Raw genomic sequence first — 19696 nt, forward strand, 5'->3', positions numbered from 1 at the left:
CTCCTGGATTCGGCAATAATGATGTACGTCGGGGCGACAGGATTTGAACCTGCGACCCCCTGCTCCCAAAGCAGGTGCGCTACCAAGCTGCGCCACGCCCCGTACGAGCCGCCACTTTACCGGCCCCGCTACACCCCCGGCCACACCGGGGTAGGTTAAAGGCCCCGCCGCTTGAGCGACGGGGCCTTGAAGATACTGGAGGGAACGACGGGAATCGAACCCGCGTCTTCAGCTTGGAAGGCTGAGGTATTAGCCACTATACGACGTTCCCCTGGTGCGATAGGCAGTGTATCGCACCCCGTGCACGACGCCAAACGCCTCGAGGGCCCCTCCCCTCCCCGCCCCTTACGCGGTGGGCGCTATCCCCGTGCGCTCGTAATCCGCCAGGATGTCGATGCGGCGCTGGTGGCGCTCCGCCTGGGACCACTCCTGATCCAGGAAGGCGTCCACGATCTTCAGCGCGTCCTCCGGGGAGTGCATACGCCCGCCGATGCCGATGAGCTGCGCGTTGTTGTGCTCCCGCGCCAACCGGGCCGTCTCCTCCGACCAGGCCAGGGCGCACCGCGCGCCCTTGACCTTGTTGGCCGCGATCTGCTCGCCGTTGCCGGAGCCGCCCAGCACGATGCCGAGCGAGCCCGGATCGTTCACCGTGCGCTGCGCGGCCTCGATGCAAAACGCCGGGTAGTCATCCTCCGGGTCGTAGTCGTGGGCGCCGCAGTCAATGACCTCGTGGCCCGCGCCACGCAGGTGCTCGGCGATGGTGTTCTTCAGCTCAAATCCGGCGTGGTCCGCCCCTAGATATACGCGCATGGAACCAATCCTATCGGAGAAGCCCCGCCCGCGCGGCCCGGGAACGGGGCGCTAGGATCGGCACCGAAAAGGGTACGAGAACGTTTCCTACTGGCCCTCCGGGGCCGCCGAAAGGAGAAAACATGACCGACACCCCCGCAGACGAACCCCGGGCGGACGATTCCCGCGACGAGTCCCCCGATTCCCCGGGCACCGCCACGAAGGTGGCCGGCGCCGCCGCGCTGGCCGCCGCCCCCGTGGCCGCCGCGGCCAACTCGCTCGGCGACGCCCCCGAGGCCGAGGCCGCCGACGCCACCCTGCTCCAGGAGGAGGCCGGACCCGCCCAGGAGGTGCAGGAGGAAAAGGTCACCGACGAGGCCAACCCGGCCGCCGAGGACGTCACCGAGGACTCCACCGCCCAGGACATCGTGGACCTGACCAACCAGGCCCGCGCGGACCACGGGCTCGACCCCCTGACGGTCAACGCCTCCCTGGCCGAGGAGTCCGCGCAGTGGGCCAAGACCATGAGCACCACCGGAATGTTCGATCACGCCGAGGGGGACTTCTCCGAGAACATCCACTTCCTGGGCACCACGGCGAGCGCCGAGGAGATCGTGAAGGACTGGATGGAATCGGACGGGCACCGCGCCAACATCCTCGACCCGGAGATCACGGAGATCGGGGTGGGGGTCTCGCACGAGTCCAACGGAACCTACTCCGTGCAGCGCTTTTCCTAGATCCCCCTAGGATCTTTCTCGATTTTCTCGCCTGCGGCAGCCCCGATTAAGGACAACCCCGATTAAGGCAGGCGCATTTGCGCGCGATGGCCGCGCAAATGCGTAACCTTCACCAAATATAGACCTTAAATATTTCGCAACACCCGGACCCCCACCCGCCCGCCGCCCGAGAGTGACATCGGGGCCGTTCAACCGCCTCAGCGGGGCTTTTTTAAAAATGACATCAAATATTTACCGCATTGTAACCTTTTAAATTAGCCCCGCCCCGGGCCGGGGGTTATACTGTCCCCCTGCGGCACGAAATACAATTTCCTCGCCGCGCGACATGTCAGAGACAACGAAAGGGAACACAGAGATGAAGCTTTCTCGTAAGTTCGCCGTGAGCGCCGCCGCCGTGGCGGTGGCCGCCTCCGCCTCCATCGCCCCGGCGATGGCCGACGAGCGCCCCTCCTTCCTGCCCGGCCAGACCCTCTCCCCCGAGGCCGCCGCCGCGCAGAAGGAGGACAAGAAGACCTCCGAGATGGAGAAGGCCGAGCTGACCGGCAAGCGCCTGGACAACGCCCAGAAGGGCGTGGACACCGCCAAGGGCATCGTGGACACCCTCGGTGGCCTGGGTGGCCTCTTCGGTGGCGCCGGCAACGGCGGTGGCGACGACGCCGAGGCCGAGGCCGACTGCTAATCCCCGGCGATCCGGCGGCACCCGCGCGGGTGCCGAATAGCGCGTGAGACCCGCTCCCCGTCTTTTCGGAGGGCGGGCCTCACGCGCTTTTGCGCTGCTTATATAGGGTGCCCGTGCGTGCGGGCAGCGAGCATCCGGGCATGACGGCGAGGAGGCTTGTCACCGCCTACCCGGTGCTACCGCAAGAAAACATCCCCCGCACCCGCCGATACCCCGTGTATCATTAAGTGCGGAATATCACTCAGAAGGGAGACACCCATGCGGCAATCCATCGCACTACACGCCCTGGCCGCCGTTGCCACCGGCGGCCTCCTCGCGGCCTGCGGCAGCCAGGTCGAGCCGACGCCCGCCGCAGAGGCCGCCAGCCCCTCGACCACCGACGCGCCCTCCGCCGACCCGGTGACCAGCGCGCCCTCCATCCAGGACCCGGCCGACCCCAACTCCCCCTCCCCCACACCCACCCCGGGCAGGATCTACGACCCCAACCCCCGCGACGCCCAAGGCGTAGCCCTCGGCGAAACCTACTACTCCAACTGCGGACAAGCCGAAGCCGCGCTCGCCCTCCCCCTCCACGAAGGCCAACCCGGCTACCGCCCCGCCCTTGACCGAGACGGCGACGGCATCGCCTGCGAACCCGAAAACTGGTCGGAACCCGGAGTATGGCCCAGCCCCACCCAGGTACCCAAGGCCTTCGGTTGGGAAGACGTCGAACGCCTCAAGAACGACCCCACCATCGACTACGACCCCAGCGAATACCCCGGCGGCCACGACTCAGAGAACTAACCACAACCCCGGGACGTGAAGGGGTTGCGGGGGGCGGCACGCCTCGCGGGGGCGAGGCTATGCACAGCGCGCCGCCCACCTCGATTTCCGTAGGCAAACAGGACCCTTGTTACGCGCATAAGATGTATGCCGCCTACCGCCGATTCACAATTCCCCATGTAACGTTTGTCACGCATATCGATATAGTGCCTACAGACTATCCACTACGAAAGGGAGGCCCTTATGCCTAGCGCATCTGTTCCCCGCATGCTCGCAGTGCTCTCCACCGGCGCGATCTTTCTTACCGCCTGCAGCGCAGGCGACAAGGAAACCCAGCCCACCACCAGCAGCGCCACAAGCACCACCACGGTGACCAGCACCACCGCTCCCTCGACGTCCACCTCCAGCAGCGCGGAGGAACTCGACGCCTCCGCCAGCGCCCTGGCCCGCCAGGCGGAGCAGCTCAGCGCCGAGGCACAGGCGAAGGAACCCCGCGACCCCTCCGCGCCCGCCGCAGCGCAGGGCAACCCGACGAAGGTCAACCTCGCGCATTCGGGCTCCCCCAACCAGGGCCAGGGCGGCAGCCAGACCAATCAGGCCGCGTCGCAGGGTGCCGCCGCGCAGGGCAACCCGACGCCCCCTGCGCAGCAAGATACTGGTGCCGCCGCCGAAGGCGAGGAGGATCCCAACGTCTACGCGAACACTGACATCTACGACCCCAATCCCGTGGATGCGCAGGGGGTGCCCGTGGGGCAGCTCTACTACTCCAACTGCGGGCAGGCGAAGGCCGACGGCGCGCTCCCGCTCCGCGAGGGCGACCCCGGCTACCGCCCGGCCCTTGACCGGGATGGCGACGGGCTCGCCTGCGAGCCGGAAAACTGGCCCGAGCCCAAGGCCTGGCCCACCCCGACCAAGACTCCGCAGGCGTACAGCGGGGAAGAAATCGCGAGGCTGAACGATGATCCGAACATCGACTACGAGCCGGACCCAGGCGTGCCCGCCCCTTAAGAGGGCCTGTTAACCGGAGGCTTCCCTTAACTCGGGAAGCCTCCTTTCCATTTATAGAAGCGCCCGGCGCACAGAACACCATAAAGGATTCATTCCAGATACCGCTGGCGGCACCTCTCCTATACAACAATGGAGGTGGGAGACGCCGTCGCGTCTCCCACCTCCATTAGGTTCCCACGATCCCCTCGGACACGAGAGCATGAAGCCAGGCTCATTCCACCCCGATAGAGCCGCCTCGGGAACAGTGAACAAGCCCCCAGCCTTCGAATATGCTCGATGAGCATCGAGGCTCGCTCACTACCGCTGGGTTGCCCGCTCTTAGCGCTTCTTCAGGGCGGTCACGTCTGCGCGCAGAGCCTTCACCTCGGAAGCCAGAGAACGCTGCTCGTGAATAGACACCGCCAGCAGTTCCACGAGCGTTCCCTTGTTGAACTTCCCGTCACGCTTGCGGGCCGCCTCGACGAGCCACGGCACGTCCCAGCCCTGGTCCTTCGGACCGCGAAGCTGGGTGCGGTTGTCCCGGGAATTATCTCGGCCCTCGATGGAAGCGACTTTCGCTTCATGCAGAGCGGCGGCAGAGACGCCAGATAGTACAGTCATAGAAGTTCCTCCCTCGGAATCGGAATTGGTCATGTGGTCGTACCAGTACTGCGCCCGCTGCATCCAGCGATCATGGTGCTTTTCACCCTGAGCAAGCTGATGCGGGCACGACGTGCTGTGGTACTCCCGGTGATCTCGAATGTTCTTGCCAAAAACAGGCCGCCCCAACCGGTAATAGACGCACAGAGCGGCGGCAAGATGAGCGCCCTCCTCGATCGTCTTATCACTAATCGGCCATCCCTGTTCACCGCCACCAGTATTGGCATGTTCGATACCAATACTGGTTTGGTTCACCGGAAGGTTGTTTGCATGCCAGGCAGTGTCACTGTCCTTGACAAGGCGGCCAATGGTGCCATCCACCTCCACCTGATAGTGGGCACTGGCTTCTCGGATCTGCCACGTATCCCAACAATCTTCAGTGGTCATGTTGACACCAGCATTGTGATGTTTCACAATGTGGTCTATCTTTTTACCTGCTCGACCAACGTGAAAATTTTTATTCATAAGCTTGGTCTTGTCAGGCTCTAGTGTTTTCCAATTTTTCATCTTTCCTCCTTTCCCCTATGAGTAAACACCAACCAAGAAATACGGGCGCAGTCTGCGACAAATCCCGCGAAAGGCAACGGTCAAACAGCGGGGAGGCATACCCAAGAAGCAGCGTCCACCCCGTCGAGCCGGGACGATAAACCCCACCTCACGGCGGTGAACCTGGGGAGTCAACGCACCTCGCTTCTTCACACATGCGACCGTAACGCGCGGTTGCCACCGCCTCGGAAAGATCCTCCCAGGTCGCAGATCTTAAAACAGGCCATTTCCGACCGCAGGTTCGGTAGACAATGTCCTTGGATATCCCAAGACGACGGGCAAGGGCCCTATCCTTTTCACCCGGACGCCGTTCAGACTCTAGTAATTCTATGGCCTTATCCACGGGCCACTCCCTGCAGGAGGGATCGTAGTCGGCACCGATTTTCCCGCTGAACATCTGCCGATAGTGCTCGGCACAGAGGCCGATTCCATAAAAATCTGGCGCCACCCTTGGCAGCCAGCACCCCACTCGAAGGCATTTTGCCATAAAATCGAAACACCCTTCCACAAGGTTCACACAATTGCTTCGCCCGCCACAGGATGGTTCCCCCACTACATCCATTCCGGTAGCGCAAAATTAAAAATTGAAAAACGCCATAGCCTGCTCATCGCTACGCTCGACTCCCGCGGCCGCGCTTCCCCTCATCAAGCACCAGCACCCTTCCCGGGCGAGCCCCCATAGCGGCCAGCGCATCAAGCACGTCCGGCGTTGGCCGCCGCGTCCGTATGGCCCTGCTCCACGTTGAGCGCCCCATTCCCGTGTATCGCGCGATGTCCGCCACACACGTGAGCCCGTGCTTCCTCTTCAACCTGTCCAGCTCGTCCAGATTGATAAGAAAACGATTCATCGATCCACCTCCTCACCTCAAGATGGACCAATTATGAATCGGCCAGTGGCTATATGCAAAGTTTTTGAACCATAACCAGGGCACGATCACAGCGTTCGACCAGGAAGTGGCGGTATTGGTGTGTCAAAATTGATACAGTACAATGGCGGCCATGACAGACCTACGGCAGTGGATTTACTCCCGCAACGGACGCAGGGTAACCGCGGATGAGATAGGGGCGGCGCTAGGAATATCCCGTACCTCAGCAACACGCCGCCTCGTAGCAAACCAGTTCAACGCCAGCGAGATCATCACGCTCTGCAGAGCGTTTGACATCATCCCGCTTCAGGGGCTCATCACCTACGGTCACCTCACCGAGGCCGAGGTCCGGGCGCACCTCGATTCTTCCGGCCAGCTCGTAGAAACGGCCGAAGATGGCGCCCTCGCTCTCGAGCTGGCACGGCGGCTCAACCCCGCAACCCGCGCGGAGGAAATCGCCGACATCGAACGGCACTCCCCGCTTGCCGACGAGGGTCGTCGCTCCGAGGTCACTAGCCTAGAAAGGCGCCGTAAGCAGCGCGATCAAGCGATCGGGGGTACCAGCACTCCCCCCGCGGTCACGGAGGATCTTTATGCTGCCGATAGCTCACTAGACGAGGACGAACTGAGGTGGGAGCGTGGCGAAGAACCTATTGACTGAGAACCTCATCCGTTTGACCGAGGTGGAGGGGATCACCGTGGAGTGGCACTCAGACGGGCCCAAGGGCAAGTGGATTCCCTCTCGCAGAGTGATCAGCCTGCGCCACGACCTCTCCGAGGTGCAAACACGCTGCACCCTTGCCCACGAGCTAGGCCACGCCCACTACGAGCACCCCGCCGGGCACCATCCCCAGCACGAAAACGAAGCGGATAAGTATGCCGCCATGTTGCTCGTCTCCGCATCCGAGTACGCGCTAGCGGAACAGATATACGGCCCGTATCCCGCGCGCATCGCCGCCGAGTTGGGAGTGACGCAGCATCTTCTTGGCGTCTGGCGAAGATTGTGGGAGCAAAAGCGGCTCAGGGAGCGCGTCGCCTAGCGGCGCAGGAGAGCAATTCGGACGGCAAGCGACCACAGCCGGAGGATGGCCCCTCACAGGGTAAAGCCTTCATGCCCGTGCGTCCTCATAACGGATACCAACCAGACGGCCTGCTCGTCCCTTACTTCTCCACCCCGGCGACATCCCCGCGAAGCTGCTCGGGTATGGGAGGGCGTCGCGAAGCAGGCACCAGGGGGCGCAGCGCCTCGATGTGCTCCACCGCTACGCGGTAGCGTCCCTTCCAGGAACGCACATCGCCCTCCAGCCGGGCTACAGCCGTGCGTAACACCGCAGTCTCCTCCCGCAGCTCCTCGATACGCTCATCGCGCTCCGCAAGCCGGGTCTCGGTCCACTCCTGGATGTCATCAACCAAGGCCTTGTACTGCTCGGAAACCGACTTCTCCTTGGCTCCCCTGCTGGTGATCCACGATCCGGCCAGGCCAGACAAGGCGGTCAGGGCGATACCGAGCAGGCTAATCAGCGCGACGCTCATAGACTCATCTCCCATCCCGTCCCCTCCCAAACCCCCAATACGTCAGGGCCACCACCATGAAGTACGTCAGGGCCGTGGCGTACCCGCGCGGGGACTCATCAAGCAGCCACGCGGAAAGATAGAGCAGCCCCCACAAGAAATGCAGCGCCACGCAGATACCTACCGCAGGACCAAGCCCACGATGCAGCATCAGGCACGCCAGGCAGAACGCCCCAGCCGCGAGCCACAAGGCGGCCCACGCCGGCAACGGCAGAACCCGCTCGAGCGCGGGCACGCGATGATCGGCAGGCACCACCGCCGGGAGATAACACACCCCGCGCAGCACCACCCCGACCGTGAGGATCAGCAAGCCCACCCACCGGGAGCGCACAATCAACGCCACCGGGGGCCGATACATCGCATGCCCCGCCACCTGCTAGTCCTCCTGCCCAGGCATGCCCGGCACAACCGCAGCGGTACCCGACTCACCCACACCCGCCGACGCTACGGACGTCAGCACGGAGATCACCGCCGCCGTGGCCGCGATACCCAGCGCCTCGGCCCAGGCGATCTCGTAAATCGGGGTGCCCACCGCCAGCACCGCGATCAACGCCTGCGCCAACGTTTTCACCGCCCGCTCGGCGGTATCAAGCCAAAAAGTCCTCGTCCACATCATCATTCCTCCTTCTTGTAACACCGTGTTCGGTAGCCTCGATATCGCCTGTGAATCCATCCTCGGAAAGGACCGTCTTATGAAGCTCAGTCTGCGACTCACTACCGCCGCCGTGGCCGCCACCACCGCGCTAACCGGCACCGCCACCGCCGGGGCTGCCGAGATCAGCTCGGAAAGCTCCGCAGAAGATTTCCTCTCCCCCGTGCTGATCTATGAGGGGCTGCCCGAACCGATCCGCGAGGGCGTGGAAGCCTACGGGCGCACGTCGATGCTCCTCAGCGGCCCCGGCACGCTGGAGCAGAAAATGGAGCCCTTGGCGGACTACGCCGCCAAGTACTTCCCCCTCTTGGCCTTCTAAGCGATCTTTCCTGCGCGGAGCGCGGCTATCTCACCGCGCAGGGACTTAACCTCAGCGGCTAGGGCGCACAGCTCGTGGATCGCCACCACCAGAAGCTCCACAACGGTGCCCTTGTTCAGATTCCCGTCCCGCTTACGAGCGGCGTCCACGAGACGTCCCAGCCCTGGTCCTTCGGGCCTCGCAGTTGGGCGCGGTTGTCTGCGGATTCACCGGCACATGCGCAGGCCACGAGTTTTCGCCTCGTTGAGTGTGCTCAGGTCTTCCTTATCGAATCGTCAGGTCATGGTCGTTTCTCCCTTCACGGCGGTGCCCCTGATATGTCGCTGTACCTTCTGGATAAAAACGTCCCAGGGGAATCCCGCCCCGGGATCGCTGTGGTCGGTCTCGCCCCACGCTGCCGCGGCGTCACCGTGCCCGCCGATCCCGCGCTTGCCCGCACGCAGATCGGCCCCGTTAATCTTCACTGCGGGGATGCCGTAGCGCTTGCACCAATCCGCCACCACCGCCGCGCCCAGGTCTAGCTGGTGATCGGATACCAGCCAATCGCCCCGGGGAGATGACGCGTAGGCCAAGAAGCTCAGGTGCAACCCCCGCCGGTTGGCGGTATAGCCCGCCGCCCACGGCGCGTAGTCATCGTCGTTGGCGCGCAACGTGCGCTTCGTGCCCACCAGGATCGTGTACGAACCCGTCTTAGATCGGTCCTGCCAGTCCGCCCGGGATTCCAGATCATCGCCACGCGGGCACTCATAGGTATGGATGAACACCGCCTGGCACGCCTTGGGGTCACGCCAGCCAGAGTCGTTGTTGGTCAGGCGAATCACGCTCGCCTGGAATTGATCTATCGCCATACTTGCTCTTCCTTCCTCAATGAGAGACCCCCACCTGCGGACAGGCGGGGCAGGCTGCGACGCGACACCGCTAGGCGAGAATCTTCAGCAGACCTCGGAATCCATAGACGCCGTAGCCCGAGGAGATCGAGATGGGTTGATTGGGGTCCACCTTGTGCGCCGGATTATCCACGTGCGGCCACGAGGACAGGTGCAGGAAGGCGTTGGTCATCGTGCTCTTAGGATGCAGGCTCGGGGCATACATCGCGGGGAGCAGGGCGTGCGGCACCATCAGGTACTCACGCGACCACAACGTATCCGGGTGGTCAGCGATCCGGCACACCGCACCCAGTTCAGAGACGTAGGAGAGTACGACCTTACCGTCGATAACCTGGGCATCGATCTCACCGATAGGCCAATCACCCCTGGGGGTGATGATCGGCGTCGGAGCAACACGGTTCTGCCACTGCCAGCGCCCGTCGGTGAACGCCCAGAACTCCCATGCTTTATCGTCCGTGAGGCGCGTCCAGTGCGCGCGCCGCAGGTAGATGCCGGCACCGTTACCCTTCTTGCGCCCTTCGGGGGTGCCAAACACGTACACGTGCTCGTCGCCGGGCACCATGACCATGCTGATGTTCTGGAAGAAGCGCTCCCAACCGGAGTTCTCCCACTGGTACAGGCGGCCCAGGTTGTTCGCGTGGCGGCACTCCTGCCAATTCTCCGCGTGCCGCTCATTCGACCAGAACCACGCGTTACCGTAGGTGGTACACATCTGCTGGTCGCCAGAGTTAATCCACTGCTTGACGCGGAATCCACTACCCATGTAGTAACCGTTCGGGAGCTGAATCACGTCGTTGGGGATGATGGTAAAGGCGTCGAAGGTGCCCGGGCGGGGCGCACCGTTTCCGATACGCCGGTAGGGCCAGGCTTCCTTGGCTCGCGCACCGCCGACGGCGTTGTCCCACTTCGGTCCGCCCAGGCCTACGCCGTTGAAGGAGCTGGTGCGCAGGATGACCGGGGAACGCCAGCCACAGCCCTTGGCGCTGTCCGGGTCGGTGGCATCGAAGGTATCTCCGAAGATCGCGCCGGTCCACTGGCCCTTACCGCCGGTGAAGAAATAGCCGAGGTCGGTACCTAGGAATCCAAAGCGTGCCGTGGGCTTGATGACGTTGCCGGTCAGGGTGTCCCAACCTGCCGAGAGCCCCGTGGGGACCATAACCATGCCAGTACCTCCTTGAGGTATCGAGGAATACGTACCGGCATGAGGCTAGACCTAAATTAAAACATATGTTCGATATGCGACAATATCTTTCCCTCGGCCCCTCAAAGCACAGCCCAGCGTCGCCGCGCGCTAGCCGTAGAACGGCAGAGGCGCGCGAGATCGACTTCACACTGTCTTAAAACCTCGGGTTCTCCGTCCGCGTGCGCTTGAGCTCGAAGAAATGCGGGTATCCGGCCAGCGTCACGGCGGCGTCGAAAAGCTCGCCCGCCTGCTCGCCCTGGGGCACCCGGGTAATCACGGGCCCGAAGAAGGCGGTATCCCCCAGCTTGACCACCGGGGTACCCACCTCGTCGCCCACGGCGTCCATGGCGCCCTGGTGGTATTCGCGCAGGCGCGCGTCCCACTCGGTGGTGTTCGCAACCTCCGCGTAGTCGGGGTCGAGCCCCACCTCGGCCAGGGCCTGCGCGATCACCTCGTTGTAGGCGCCGTAATCCTTCTTCCCGCCCTGGCGCCCGGGGTGGATGAGGGTGCCCATCGCGGTGTACAGGGCGTCCACCTTCTCCGGCTCCTGGGCCTTGACGGCGGCGAACACGCGGGCCGGCCCCCAGTTGGCCTTCATCTTTTCCATGTATCCGGGGTCCAGGTCGCGCCCCTCGTTGAGCACGGAGAGGGACATGGGCACCCATTCCACCGCGATGTCTCGGACCTTCTCCACCTCCTTGATCCAGCGGGAGGTCTGCCAGCAAAACGGGCAGGAGGCATCAAACCAGAAGGTTACGGGAGTGGTCACGGGTTCTCCTTAGATCGTTACGGCGTGTGACTGCCTCCACGATAGCCGCCCGCCGCGCGGCGCGGCGTCCATAAAGCTCAAGGCCGCTGGGGCCGATCCCATTCTTGGTATCTCCCCATCACTACAATCGGTGGTGATGGCGGCAGGCCGCAACCATGCCCTCAAGGGGCACCACGGCCCCGTGGTAAAAGCGCGTGCTCCAAGCACACCGAGGACAAAGAGAAAGGGATGCCCATGAGTTCCATCAATCTCACCCAACAGGAGGCCCGGGCCCGGGCCGAGATGCTGGACGTGCATCACTACGACGTCACCCTGGACCTCAGCGACCCGGATTCCGGCCAGTTCAGCTCCACGACCACCGTCAAGTTCTCGGTGCGGCAGGCCGGGGACACCTTCCTGGACCTGCGCGCGGTGCGGGTGGACGGGGCGCGCCTGGATGGGGAGGACATCCTCGCCGCCGCGCACCCGGACGGCTCCTACCGCGAGGAGCGCGGCATCCCGCTGCTCGGCCTCACGCCGGGCGAGCACACCCTGCGCGTGGTGGCCACCTGCGCCTACTCCCGCACGGGCGAGGGGCTGCATCGATTCGTCGATCCCGCCGACGGCCGCACGTACCTGTACACCCAGTTTGAGACGGCCGACGCCAAGCGCATGTTCGCCTGCTTCGATCAGCCGGACCTCAAGGCCACCTATTCCTTTACCCTCCACACCCCGGACGATTGGCGGGTCATCGGCAACGCGGAGCAGAGCACGGTGCGCCGCGACGAGCGCACGCTGACGCACACCTCCTCCGTGGACTACCCGCTGTCCACGTACCTTATGGCCGTCTGCGCGGGCCCGTACACGGAGGTGCGCAGCACCTGGACCGGCGAGCTGACCCACCACCCGGAGACCCCGGAGGGGCAGCCGCGCGAGGTCAGCGTGCCGCTGGGGCTGTACTGCCGCAAGTCCCTGGCGGCGCACCTGGACTCGGATCGGATCTTCCGGGAGACCAAGCAGGGCTTTGACTTCTACCACCGCAACTTTGGCTTCGCCTACCCCTTTGGCAAGTACGACCAGATCTTCGTGCCCGAGTTCAACGCCGGGGCGATGGAGAACGCGGGCTGCGTGACCATCCGCGACGAGTACGTGTTTACCTCCCGGACCACGCACTACCGCTACGAGCGGCGCGCGGACACGATCCTGCACGAGCTGGCCCACATGTGGTTCGGGGACCTGGTGACCATGCGCTGGTGGGACGACCTGTGGCTCAACGAGTCCTTTGCCACCTGGGCCGCCTCCATCTCCCAGGCGGAGGAGACGCAGTACGATACCGCGTGGGTCACCTTCGCCGCGGTGGAGAAGGCCTGGGCGTACAGCCAGGACCAGCTCCCCACCACCCACCCGATCTCCACCGACGCCTCGGACATCGAGACGGTGGACCAGAACTTCGACGGCATCACCTACGCCAAGGGGGCGTCGGTACTCAAGCAGCTTCAGGCCTACGTGGGGCGGGAGAACTTCTTTGCCGGGGTGCGCCGCCACTTTGCGGCCCACGCCTGGGGCAACGCCACCTTCGACGATCTCCTCTCCGCCCTGGAGCAGGCCTCCGGCCGGGACCTCAGCGGCTGGGCGGACGAGTGGCTCAAGACCACCGGCATCTCCCGCCTGCGCCCGGAGGTCACGCTGAGCGAGGGCGCCTACTCCTCCTTCCACGTGGTGCAGGAGGAGCGCCCGCGCACCCACCGCGTGGCGGTGGGCCTGTACTCGCTGATCGACGGCTCCGTGGTGCGCACCCACCGCGTGGAGGTGGACCTTCAAGGAGAGCGCACCGAGGTTCCCGAGCTGGCGGGCCAGCCCGCCGCGGACCTGGTTCTGGTCAACGACGACGACCTCACCTACTGCCTCATGGGGCTAGACGACGCCTCCCGGGGCTTTCTGCTCGATAACATCGAGCGGATCGAGGACCCGATGGCGCGCACCCTGTGCTGGTCGGCGGCGTGGGAGGCGGTGCGCGACGGGGACATGCGCGCACGCGACTACGCGGCCCTGGTGGCCCGCGGGGCGCTGCACGAGACGGAGCTGGCCGTGCTGGAGAAGATCCTGGCGCAGGCCGCCACCGCCGTCACCCAGTACGCGGAGCGCTCCTGGGCCGAGTCCGAGGGCCGGGCGCTGCTCGCCTCGCTGCTGGTGGCAGGCGCCCGGCAGGATAACGAGGCCGCCGCCCTGATCTTTGCCCACCAGCTCGCCGCCGTGCCGCTGACCCCCGAGGCCGCGGACTACCTGCGCGGCCTCCTCGACGAGGAGTCCACCGACACGGACCTGCGCTGGCTGGCGCTGACCGCCCTGATCGCCCACGGGGACCTAGGGAACGCCGAGGAGGCGGCGCGGGCCATCGAGCGGCTCGGCGCCACGGACCGCACCTCCTCCGGGGCGCAGGCCGCGCTGCGGGCGCACGCGGCGGTGCCGGAGGAGGGCGCAAAGCGCGAGGTCTTTGCTCAGCTCGTGGCCGGAGACATGTCCAACCTGGAAACCCGCTCCAAGATGGCGGGATTGACCTGGGCGGGCTCGGAGCCGCTGCTGCGGCAGTTCAACGAGGAGTACTTCGAGGCCGCCCCGGGCGTGTGGGATCGGCTGAGCTCGGAGATGGCGCAGCGCACCCTGGTGGGCCTCTACCCCCTCTGGGACGCCACCCCGGAGGCCCTGGACCGCGCGGACGCCCTCTTAGCCGCCACCTCCTCGACAGGGCTGCGCCGCCTGATCCTGGAGAACCGGGACCGGGTTGCCCGCATCATCCGGCTGCGGGAGGCGGACGCCGTGCCCCGGGAGAGCTAGCGCGGGAGAACTAGCGCGGGAGAACTAGGAGGCGGGGTTCTCCTCCGTGACCACCTTGATCTTGGCGATGTCGGAGCGCACGGCATCGTCCGAGTACTCCACGTAGCTGCCGTCGCGGGACTGCGCCACGCGCTGAATCCGCATGATGGGCACGTTGCGGGGAATGTTGAGGTGGGTCTGCTCGGACTGCGAGGGAATGCCGGGGCTAATGATCTCCCACTTGCGCGCGGGGGCCATGTCCCACCGCTTTTCCATCAGCTCGTAGAGGGAGCCCGTGAGATCCTCCTCCAGCATGCCGGGCACGAGGTCCGCCGGGTAATAGCTGTTCTCGATGAGCAGCGGGGTGGTATTGACCGAGCGCAGGCGCACGATGTTGAGCACCGGGGCGTGCGGCGGCAGGTGCAGCGACTGCGAGATGCGCACGGTGGCCTCCATCATCGTGGCGGCGAGCACCTTGGAGTAAACGGATAATCCGCGCTGGCGGAGCTGGATCATCAGCCCCTCCAGGCGGGTCAGCTCCACCGTGGGCGGAACCCCCTTGACAAAGGTGCCGCCGGTACGACCGCGACGACGGTCGATAAGCGCTTCCATCTGAAGAATATCTAAGGCATGACGAACCGTCATGCGCGCCACCCCAAACTCCTCGACGAGCTGCCGCTCATTGGGCAACTTATCGCCTGGGGCGTAATCACCGCGCTCGATCCAGGTTCTCATTTCATCTGCGATGATGACGTACGCAGGACTCTTTCTCGGCATCCGTTCAGGCACCCGTATCACGATACCAATACATGAGCAATTTTGCATATGACGTCTGAGCACCTCGAGATAACTCACGTCACATTTTCACCATCTCCGCCCACATGAAGGGGCCATTCCCGTCCGCTGCGGACGGCACATTTATTGTGCACCCCACAGCAAAATCACCCCCATCAGGGGGAGGCTAAAACCACTCCAGGAGGTTCTCGGCGGAAATGAGACACATCGGAACTCCCACCCCGGGCGCGGTGGTGGCCCCGGCATAGAAAAGCCCTTTGACCTTGTGAGATCGCTGAGAACCACGCAAAAAGGCCGATTGTTTTAGGGTGTGGGATGGACCAATAGCACCGGCCCGCCATGCGTGATACCGCCGGGAAAAGTCCGCCGGACCCACTGTGCGCCGTACCACGATTCTATCCTCCAGGTCCCGCACCCCCGCCGCGCGCGCGATCTGGGCGATCGCGGCATCGGCCACGCCCTCCACCCACGCGCTCGGCTGCCCGTAGGCGCTGCCCGCCCCCAGGTCCTCCCGCGCGGGCACCGGGATGAGCGCAAAAAGGTTCTCGTGCCCCAGCGGGGCCACCCGGGGGTCCGTGGCGGAGGGCTTGCACACGTACAGGGAGCGCGAAGGCCCGGTCCCGCCGAACACGGCGTCAAAGTCCGGTCCCCAGTCCGGGGAGAAGATCAGGTTGTGGTGCCACAGGCCCGGCAGCGCCCCGCGCACCCCCAGCAGGGCCAGCACCACCGAGGGGCCCGGCTCGCGCCGCCGCCACCGGCGCGGCGAGGGACGGTGCCGGGCCTCCAGCAGCGCGGTCTGCGTGTGGTGGACGTCGGCGGCGCTGACCACGGCGTCGGCCGCCAGCCTCCCGCGGGCGGTGCGCACCGCCCGCACGCGCCCTCCCGGGGCCTCGATGCCGGTGACCTCGCAGCCGGTGCGGATCTCCGCCCCGGCCTCGCGGGCCAGGCGGGCGATGGACTCCACGATGGCGTAGAAGCCGCCCGTGGGATACCACACGCCCTGCCGCAGGTCGGTGTGGCTCATCAGGTGATACAGGGAGGGAATCCGCTCCGGGCGGGAGGAGAGGAACACCGCCGGATAGCCCAGGATCTGGCGCAGCAGCGGGTCCTTCGCCACGCCGGCAACCTCGGCCGCCAGCGGGCGGGAAAGCAGCCGCAGCAGGCGCGGCGCCTGGGCGCGCACCTCCGGGGTGAGCAGCTCCCAGGGCCGCTCGAAGGTGGTGTACAGGAAGGTCTCCAGCGCGATGCGGTAGGCGTCCGAGGCGCTGTCCAGGTACCGCCGCAACCGCTCCCCGGAGCCCGGCTCCACGGACTCGAACAGCTCCTCCGCCCGCCCCGTGCGCACCTCCACCCGGCGCTCCCCGTGGAACACCCGGTAGGCGGGGTCCAGGCGGGTCAACCCGTACTCGCGCTCCGGGGTGGTGCCGAAATGCGCGAAGAACCTCTCGTAGGCCTCCGGCATGAGGTACCAGCTCGGCCCGGTATCAAAGCGGAATCCCCCCACCTCCAGGGAACCGGCCCGGCCGCCCAGCTCCTGGTTCTTCTCGCACAGCGTCACCCGGTAGCCCCGGCGCGCCAGCAACGCCGCCGAGGCCAGGCCCGCCACGCCCGCGCCGATGACCACCACATGCCCGCCTGCCATGCCCACCATTCTAGGCGCCTATGATCGTGCCCCATGCACAGTAACCAGATTCATCTCGCCTCCCGCCCCACCGGCTGGCCGCGCCCGGAGAACTTCCGCGCGGTGCGCGCCGAGCTGCCCGCCCTGGAGGAGGGCCAGGTTCGCGTGCGCAACGAGTACGTCTCCGTGGACCCCTACATGCGCGGGCGCATGAGCGACGCCCCCAGCTACATCCCGCCCTTCGAGCTCGACGCCCCCATGACCGGCTCCGCCGTGGGGCGCGTGGTGGACTCGCGCTCCGAGGCCCTGCCCACCGGCGCCCTGGTCACCCACCAGCAGGGCTGGCGGGACGTGGCCCAGGGCCCGGCCGAGGAGTTCCGCGCCGTGGACGACGCCGTCTCCCCCTCCGCCTACCTGGGCATCCTGGGGCTCACCGGCATGACCGCCTACGCCGGGCTCACCCGCGTGGGCGGGCTGCAGCCGGGCGAGACGGTGTTCGTCTCCGGGGCCGCCGGGGCCGTGGGCAGCGCCGTGGGCCAGATGGCCCGCCTGCTGGGGGCACGAACGGTGATCGGCTCGGCGGGCGGGCCGGAGAAGGCCGCCATGCTCACCGAGCGCTACGGCTTTGACGTGGCCCTGGACTACAAGGCCGCGCCCATCGCCGAGCAGCTCCCGGACGGGATCGACGTCTACTTTGACAACGTGGGCGGGGATCACCTAGAGGCCGCCATCGGGGCCATGAACCGCTTTGGCCGCCTGGTGGAGTGCGGCATGATCAGCCAGTACAACCTGGAGGCTCCCCAGCCCGGCCCGCGCAACATGACGGAGATCATCAAGAAGTCCCTGCGCATGGAGGGCTTCACCCTGGGCGATCACCTGGACATCGCACCCGAGTTCCTCTCCACGGTGGTGCCCTGGCTGCGCGAGGGCGCGCTGGTGTACGAGGAGACCGTGGTGGAGGGCCTGGACAACGCCGTGGAGGGCTTCCTCTCCATGATGCGCGGGGGCAACAAGGGCAAGATGGTGGTGCGGGTGTAGCGGTTTCCGCCCCGGGGTGTGGCGGGTGGGGTTCGCCCACGCCACGGCGCGGAATGAAAGGATCGCGCCATTCCACTGCGAGGCAATCGGGAGCCCCACCCGTCACGCGGCGGGATGGTTAGGCCCCGCGAGCGGTCCCCAGACCTCCCCGGGCCACCGCCCACGCCTTGCGCGGCCCCGGCACCCGCACCCGCCGCCGGGTCAGAAGGCCCGCCGGGGTGGCCTCCAGCCGGGACAACAGCTCCGCGTAGACGCCGCGCGCCGCCGCCACCGCGCGGCGCGGGCGCGGCGGCAGCAGGGCCAGGCCCGGTTCCGCGGCGGCCAGGTCAGAACGAATATCGCGCACGATCCGCGCCTTGGCCTCCTCGGACAGGGGCACGGGATAGTACCGCCGCCCCAGCCGGGCGGCGTCCTCCCCCAGGTCGCGCAGGAAGTTGATCTTCTGGAAGGCCGCGCCCAGCCGCCGCGCGGAGGCCCGCATGGCCTCCCGCTCGTGTGGCGCCACCTCCACGCCCCGCACGAAGATCGCCACGCACATCAGGCCGATCACCTCGGCGGAGCCGTACACGTAGCGCTTAAAGTCCTCCTCGCTCATGGGGCGGGGCGCGATGTCCACGCGCATGGAGGTAAAAAAGGCGCGCACCCACTCCTCCTCGAAGCCGCAGGCCCGGGCGGTGCGGCCGAAGGAGTGCAGGACGGGGTCGGGGTAAAAACGGCTGCGCATGGCCGCCAGCGCGGCGCGCTCGTAGGCGTCCAGGCAGGCGGCCACGTCCACCCCGGCCTCGGCGCCCACGCCGTCCACGATCTCGTCCGCCACGCGCACCATCGCGTACAGCGCCCGAATATCGGCGCGCTCGCGGCGGCCAAGCAGCGCCGTGGCCAGGGAAAAGCTGGAGGAATACGCGCCGAGCACGCCCGCGCTGGCGCGGGCGGCGAGGGCGTCGAAGAACTCCAGGCGGCTGTGGCTCACGCCCCGTATGTTATCGGAATCGGCGCGGCAGCTCCGGCTCGCCCAGCCCCAGCATGAGCCGGTTGGCCCACTGGAAGAAGGCCGTGGCGTTGATGACGTCCACGGTTGCAATACTTCCGAACCCGGCGTCGCGCAGCCCGGCCACGTGCCGGGCGCCGAAGGTGACGGGGGTGTGGGTGAGCGCGCGGGCGGCGTCGCGCACCGCGTTCCACTGCGGCGAGCCCAGGTCGGCGGACGGGCCCTCGCTCAGCAGGCGCTCCACGTCCTCCGAGCGCCCGGACTCCCGGATCGCCCGGGCGGCGTGCACGGAGGCGCAGTACACGCAGCCGTTGATCCGGGAGGCCACGGTGGCGGCCAGCTCCCGCTCCGCGCGGCCCAGACCGCCCTCGGTGTTGTAGAAGATGTCCAGGTCCGTGAGGGTGCGGGCACGCAGGGCGCGGGGATCGCGGGCCAGCAGGCGGAAGTACTCCGACTTCTCCCGCTCCGGCTTGATCAGCGCCTCCCGCTGCTCCCGGTTCAGCCTCTCGGCGGGCGGCACCCAGGGGCGCCAGCCCAGGGAGTGGGACACGAAGTGCGCCGGGCGCGCCATCCCCGGGTAGGCGGGCGAAACAAAGCCGGGCGGGGTGGCGTCCTTCAGGGTCAGCGGTAGGCTCAGCGCCCTGATCCCGTGCACCACGCGCGCCTGGAAGGCCACGAAGCCAACGAGCTGGCCCATCGCCACCACCTGGTCCGGGCCCCACCCCTCCTCCGCGAGGTCCGCGACGTCCAGGGCGTTGGCGGAGGCGGGCCGCCAGGCGAGCTGGCGGGCCCAGTGCAGCGCGGCCGGGGCGCGGGGCTCGGGCTCGTCCGCGGCGAGGTCGCGGTAAAACGCCACGGCGTGCGGCACCCCGGCGGACTCCGCCGCGATCAGGGCCAGCCGGTAGCGCAGGCCAGCGGGCAGCAGCTCCCCCTCCAGCAACGCCTCGAAGGCCTCCTGGGCGTTCGCGCGGGCCTGGGGGCGGGCGTCGCGCAGCTCGTCCAGGTACGGGTCGTCGATGAGCAGGGAGATAATGTCCGTCACTTTATGTTCCT

The 19696-nt window shown here is 66.4% G+C and carries 21 protein-coding genes and 2 tRNA genes; 9 read left to right on the plus strand and 14 right to left on the minus strand.

Annotation, left to right across the window (positions count from 1 at the left end):
* Window positions 1–28: 28 nt before the first annotated feature.
* The 3 genes from B140_RS0102130 to B140_RS0102140 all read right to left on the minus strand — a co-directional run bounded on the left by B140_RS0102130 (window position 29) and on the right by B140_RS0102140 (window position 810).
* A tRNA-Pro gene (locus tag B140_RS0102130) sits at window positions 29–102 on the minus strand.
* 94 nt (window positions 103–196) lie between these two features.
* Window positions 197–271: transfer RNA gene (locus B140_RS0102135), tRNA-Gly, on the minus strand.
* Window positions 272–345: 74 nt separating this feature from the next.
* Window positions 346–810, minus strand: coding sequence for a ribose-5-phosphate isomerase (locus tag B140_RS0102140; RefSeq protein ID WP_018117705.1), 465 nt, complete (start codon window positions 808–810; stop codon window positions 346–348).
* Between the two features lie 122 nt (window positions 811–932).
* Between B140_RS0102140 and B140_RS0102145 the strand changes: the two genes are divergently transcribed.
* From B140_RS0102145 to B140_RS0102160, 4 genes are all read left to right on the plus strand, one after another.
* Entirely contained in the window at window positions 933–1526 is a 594-nt protein-coding gene (locus tag B140_RS0102145) for a CAP domain-containing protein (RefSeq protein WP_018117706.1), read from the plus strand.
* A gap of 355 nt (window positions 1527–1881) precedes the next feature.
* Entirely contained in the window at window positions 1882–2205 is a 324-nt protein-coding gene (locus tag B140_RS0102150) for a hypothetical protein (protein WP_018117707.1), read from the plus strand.
* A 258-nt stretch (window positions 2206–2463) separates the two neighbouring features.
* Window positions 2464–2988, plus strand: a complete 525-nt coding sequence (locus B140_RS14600) for an excalibur calcium-binding domain-containing protein (protein WP_018117708.1) — start codon at window positions 2464–2466, stop codon at window positions 2986–2988.
* Window positions 2989–3210: 222 nt separating this feature from the next.
* Entirely contained in the window at window positions 3211–3975 is a 765-nt protein-coding gene (locus B140_RS0102160) for an excalibur calcium-binding domain-containing protein (RefSeq protein ID WP_156801603.1), read from the plus strand.
* 318 nt (window positions 3976–4293) lie between these two features.
* On the opposite strand, the gene B140_RS13165 is transcribed toward B140_RS0102160, so the two are convergent.
* Window positions 4294–5121 carry a peptidoglycan recognition protein family protein gene (locus tag B140_RS13165; RefSeq protein WP_083912195.1) on the minus strand — a complete coding sequence of 276 codons (828 nt, stop codon included), beginning with the start codon at window positions 5119–5121 and terminating at the stop codon, window positions 4294–4296.
* Between the two features lie 1038 nt (window positions 5122–6159).
* On the opposite strand from B140_RS13165, the gene B140_RS12875 reads away from it, so the two are divergent.
* Together B140_RS12875 and B140_RS0102175 are read left to right on the plus strand one after the other, a co-directional pair.
* Window positions 6160–6687 carry a hypothetical protein gene (locus B140_RS12875; RefSeq protein ID WP_156801604.1) on the plus strand — a complete coding sequence of 176 codons (528 nt, stop codon included), beginning with the start codon at window positions 6160–6162 and terminating at the stop codon, window positions 6685–6687.
* Window positions 6665–7066, plus strand: coding sequence for an ImmA/IrrE family metallo-endopeptidase (locus B140_RS0102175; protein ID WP_244874366.1), 402 nt, complete (start codon window positions 6665–6667; stop codon window positions 7064–7066). The genes B140_RS12875 and B140_RS0102175 overlap by 23 nt, the downstream gene beginning before the upstream one ends.
* A 121-nt stretch (window positions 7067–7187) precedes the next feature.
* On the opposite strand, the gene B140_RS0102180 is transcribed toward B140_RS0102175, so the two are convergent.
* From B140_RS0102180 to B140_RS0102190, 3 genes are read right to left on the minus strand one after another with little or no spacing between them, the layout of a single operon-like run.
* Window positions 7188–7574, minus strand: coding sequence for a hypothetical protein (locus B140_RS0102180; RefSeq protein ID WP_156801605.1), 387 nt, complete (start codon window positions 7572–7574; stop codon window positions 7188–7190).
* Window positions 7564–7914, minus strand: coding sequence for a hypothetical protein (locus B140_RS0102185; protein ID WP_244874372.1), 351 nt, complete (start codon window positions 7912–7914; stop codon window positions 7564–7566). Before B140_RS0102185 ends, B140_RS0102180 begins: the two co-directional genes overlap by 11 nt.
* A gap of 60 nt (window positions 7915–7974) precedes the next feature.
* Complete coding sequence (locus B140_RS0102190) at window positions 7975–8217, minus strand: holin (protein ID WP_018117716.1); 243 nt, start codon at window positions 8215–8217, stop codon at window positions 7975–7977.
* A gap of 73 nt (window positions 8218–8290) precedes the next feature.
* On the opposite strand from B140_RS0102190, the gene B140_RS11655 reads away from it, so the two are divergent.
* Window positions 8291–8569 carry a hypothetical protein gene (locus tag B140_RS11655; RefSeq protein WP_018117717.1) on the plus strand — a complete coding sequence of 93 codons (279 nt, stop codon included), beginning with the start codon at window positions 8291–8293 and terminating at the stop codon, window positions 8567–8569.
* Between the two features lie 275 nt (window positions 8570–8844).
* Here B140_RS11655 and B140_RS11660 read toward each other — a convergent pair whose 3' ends face one another.
* From B140_RS11660 to B140_RS0102215, 3 genes are all read right to left on the minus strand, one after another.
* Entirely contained in the window at window positions 8845–9417 is a 573-nt protein-coding gene (locus B140_RS11660; RefSeq protein WP_018117719.1) for a peptidoglycan recognition protein family protein, read from the minus strand.
* Between the two features lie 70 nt (window positions 9418–9487).
* Window positions 9488–10618: a DUF4185 domain-containing protein gene (locus B140_RS0102210; protein WP_018117720.1), complete on the minus strand. Its 1131-nt coding sequence runs from the start codon at window positions 10616–10618 to the stop codon at window positions 9488–9490.
* Between the two features lie 175 nt (window positions 10619–10793).
* Window positions 10794–11408 carry a DsbA family protein gene (locus B140_RS0102215; protein ID WP_018117721.1) on the minus strand — a complete coding sequence of 205 codons (615 nt, stop codon included), beginning with the start codon at window positions 11406–11408 and terminating at the stop codon, window positions 10794–10796.
* Between the two features lie 234 nt (window positions 11409–11642).
* Here B140_RS0102215 and pepN point away from each other — a divergent pair, with 234 nt between their 5' ends.
* Window positions 11643–14222 (plus strand): aminopeptidase N, encoded by a 2580-nt coding sequence (pepN, locus tag B140_RS0102220; RefSeq protein ID WP_026165894.1) that lies wholly within the window; start codon window positions 11643–11645, stop codon window positions 14220–14222.
* A 24-nt stretch (window positions 14223–14246) separates the two neighbouring features.
* Here pepN and B140_RS13175 read toward each other — a convergent pair whose 3' ends face one another.
* The gene (locus B140_RS13175; protein ID WP_169332516.1) at window positions 14247–14936 is read right to left on the minus strand and encodes a GntR family transcriptional regulator; all 690 of its coding nucleotides are present in this window, start codon (window positions 14934–14936) and stop codon (window positions 14247–14249) included.
* 226 nt (window positions 14937–15162) lie between these two features.
* On the minus strand, window positions 15163–16647 hold the full coding sequence (gene crtI / locus B140_RS0102230) for a phytoene desaturase family protein (protein WP_018117724.1): 1485 nt from the start codon (window positions 16645–16647) through the stop codon (window positions 15163–15165).
* A 24-nt stretch (window positions 16648–16671) separates the two neighbouring features.
* Here crtI and B140_RS0102235 point away from each other — a divergent pair, with 24 nt between their 5' ends.
* Entirely contained in the window at window positions 16672–17655 is a 984-nt protein-coding gene (locus B140_RS0102235) for an NADP-dependent oxidoreductase (protein ID WP_018117725.1), read from the plus strand.
* A gap of 118 nt (window positions 17656–17773) precedes the next feature.
* On the opposite strand, the gene B140_RS0102240 is transcribed toward B140_RS0102235, so the two are convergent.
* Entirely contained in the window at window positions 17774–18625 is an 852-nt protein-coding gene (locus tag B140_RS0102240; RefSeq protein WP_018117726.1) for a squalene/phytoene synthase family protein, read from the minus strand.
* Between the two features lie 10 nt (window positions 18626–18635).
* Window positions 18636–19685 carry an alkylhydroperoxidase domain protein gene (locus B140_RS0102245; protein WP_018117727.1) on the minus strand — a complete coding sequence of 350 codons (1050 nt, stop codon included), beginning with the start codon at window positions 19683–19685 and terminating at the stop codon, window positions 18636–18638.
* Window positions 19686–19696 lie beyond the last annotated feature (11 nt).

It is taken from the genome of Corynebacterium mastitidis DSM 44356 (assembly GCF_000375365.1).
Taxonomy (GTDB): domain Bacteria; phylum Actinomycetota; class Actinomycetes; order Mycobacteriales; family Mycobacteriaceae; genus Corynebacterium; species Corynebacterium mastitidis.

What these genes read in the sequence shown, in the direction of transcription:
- B140_RS0102140 (WP_018117705.1), bottom strand. Translation starts at nt 810, where the DNA reads ATGCGCGTATATCTAGGGGCGGACCACGCCGGATTTGAGCTGAAGAAC.
- B140_RS0102145 (WP_018117706.1), top strand. Translation starts at nt 933, where the DNA reads ATGACCGACACCCCCGCAGACGAACCCCGGGCGGACGATTCCCGCGAC.
- B140_RS0102150 (WP_018117707.1), top strand. Translation starts at nt 1,882, where the DNA reads ATGAAGCTTTCTCGTAAGTTCGCCGTGAGCGCCGCCGCCGTGGCGGTG.
- B140_RS14600 (WP_018117708.1), top strand. Translation starts at nt 2,464, where the DNA reads ATGCGGCAATCCATCGCACTACACGCCCTGGCCGCCGTTGCCACCGGC.
- B140_RS0102160 (WP_156801603.1), top strand. Translation starts at nt 3,211, where the DNA reads ATGCCTAGCGCATCTGTTCCCCGCATGCTCGCAGTGCTCTCCACCGGC.
- B140_RS13165 (WP_083912195.1), bottom strand. Translation starts at nt 5,121, where the DNA reads ATGAAAAATTGGAAAACACTAGAGCCTGACAAGACCAAGCTTATGAAT.
- B140_RS12875 (WP_156801604.1), top strand. Translation starts at nt 6,160, where the DNA reads ATGACAGACCTACGGCAGTGGATTTACTCCCGCAACGGACGCAGGGTA.
- B140_RS0102180 (WP_156801605.1), bottom strand. Translation starts at nt 7,574, where the DNA reads ATGGGAGATGAGTCTATGAGCGTCGCGCTGATTAGCCTGCTCGGTATC.
- B140_RS0102190 (WP_018117716.1), bottom strand. Translation starts at nt 8,217, where the DNA reads ATGATGATGTGGACGAGGACTTTTTGGCTTGATACCGCCGAGCGGGCG.
- B140_RS11655 (WP_018117717.1), top strand. Translation starts at nt 8,291, where the DNA reads ATGAAGCTCAGTCTGCGACTCACTACCGCCGCCGTGGCCGCCACCACC.
- B140_RS11660 (WP_018117719.1), bottom strand. Translation starts at nt 9,417, where the DNA reads ATGGCGATAGATCAATTCCAGGCGAGCGTGATTCGCCTGACCAACAAC.
- B140_RS0102210 (WP_018117720.1), bottom strand. Translation starts at nt 10,618, where the DNA reads ATGGTTATGGTCCCCACGGGGCTCTCGGCAGGTTGGGACACCCTGACC.
- pepN (WP_026165894.1), top strand. Translation starts at nt 11,643, where the DNA reads ATGAGTTCCATCAATCTCACCCAACAGGAGGCCCGGGCCCGGGCCGAG.
- B140_RS13175 (WP_169332516.1), bottom strand. Translation starts at nt 14,936, where the DNA reads ATGAGAACCTGGATCGAGCGCGGTGATTACGCCCCAGGCGATAAGTTG.
- crtI (WP_018117724.1), bottom strand. Translation starts at nt 16,647, where the DNA reads ATGGTGGGCATGGCAGGCGGGCATGTGGTGGTCATCGGCGCGGGCGTG.
- B140_RS0102235 (WP_018117725.1), top strand. Translation starts at nt 16,672, where the DNA reads ATGCACAGTAACCAGATTCATCTCGCCTCCCGCCCCACCGGCTGGCCG.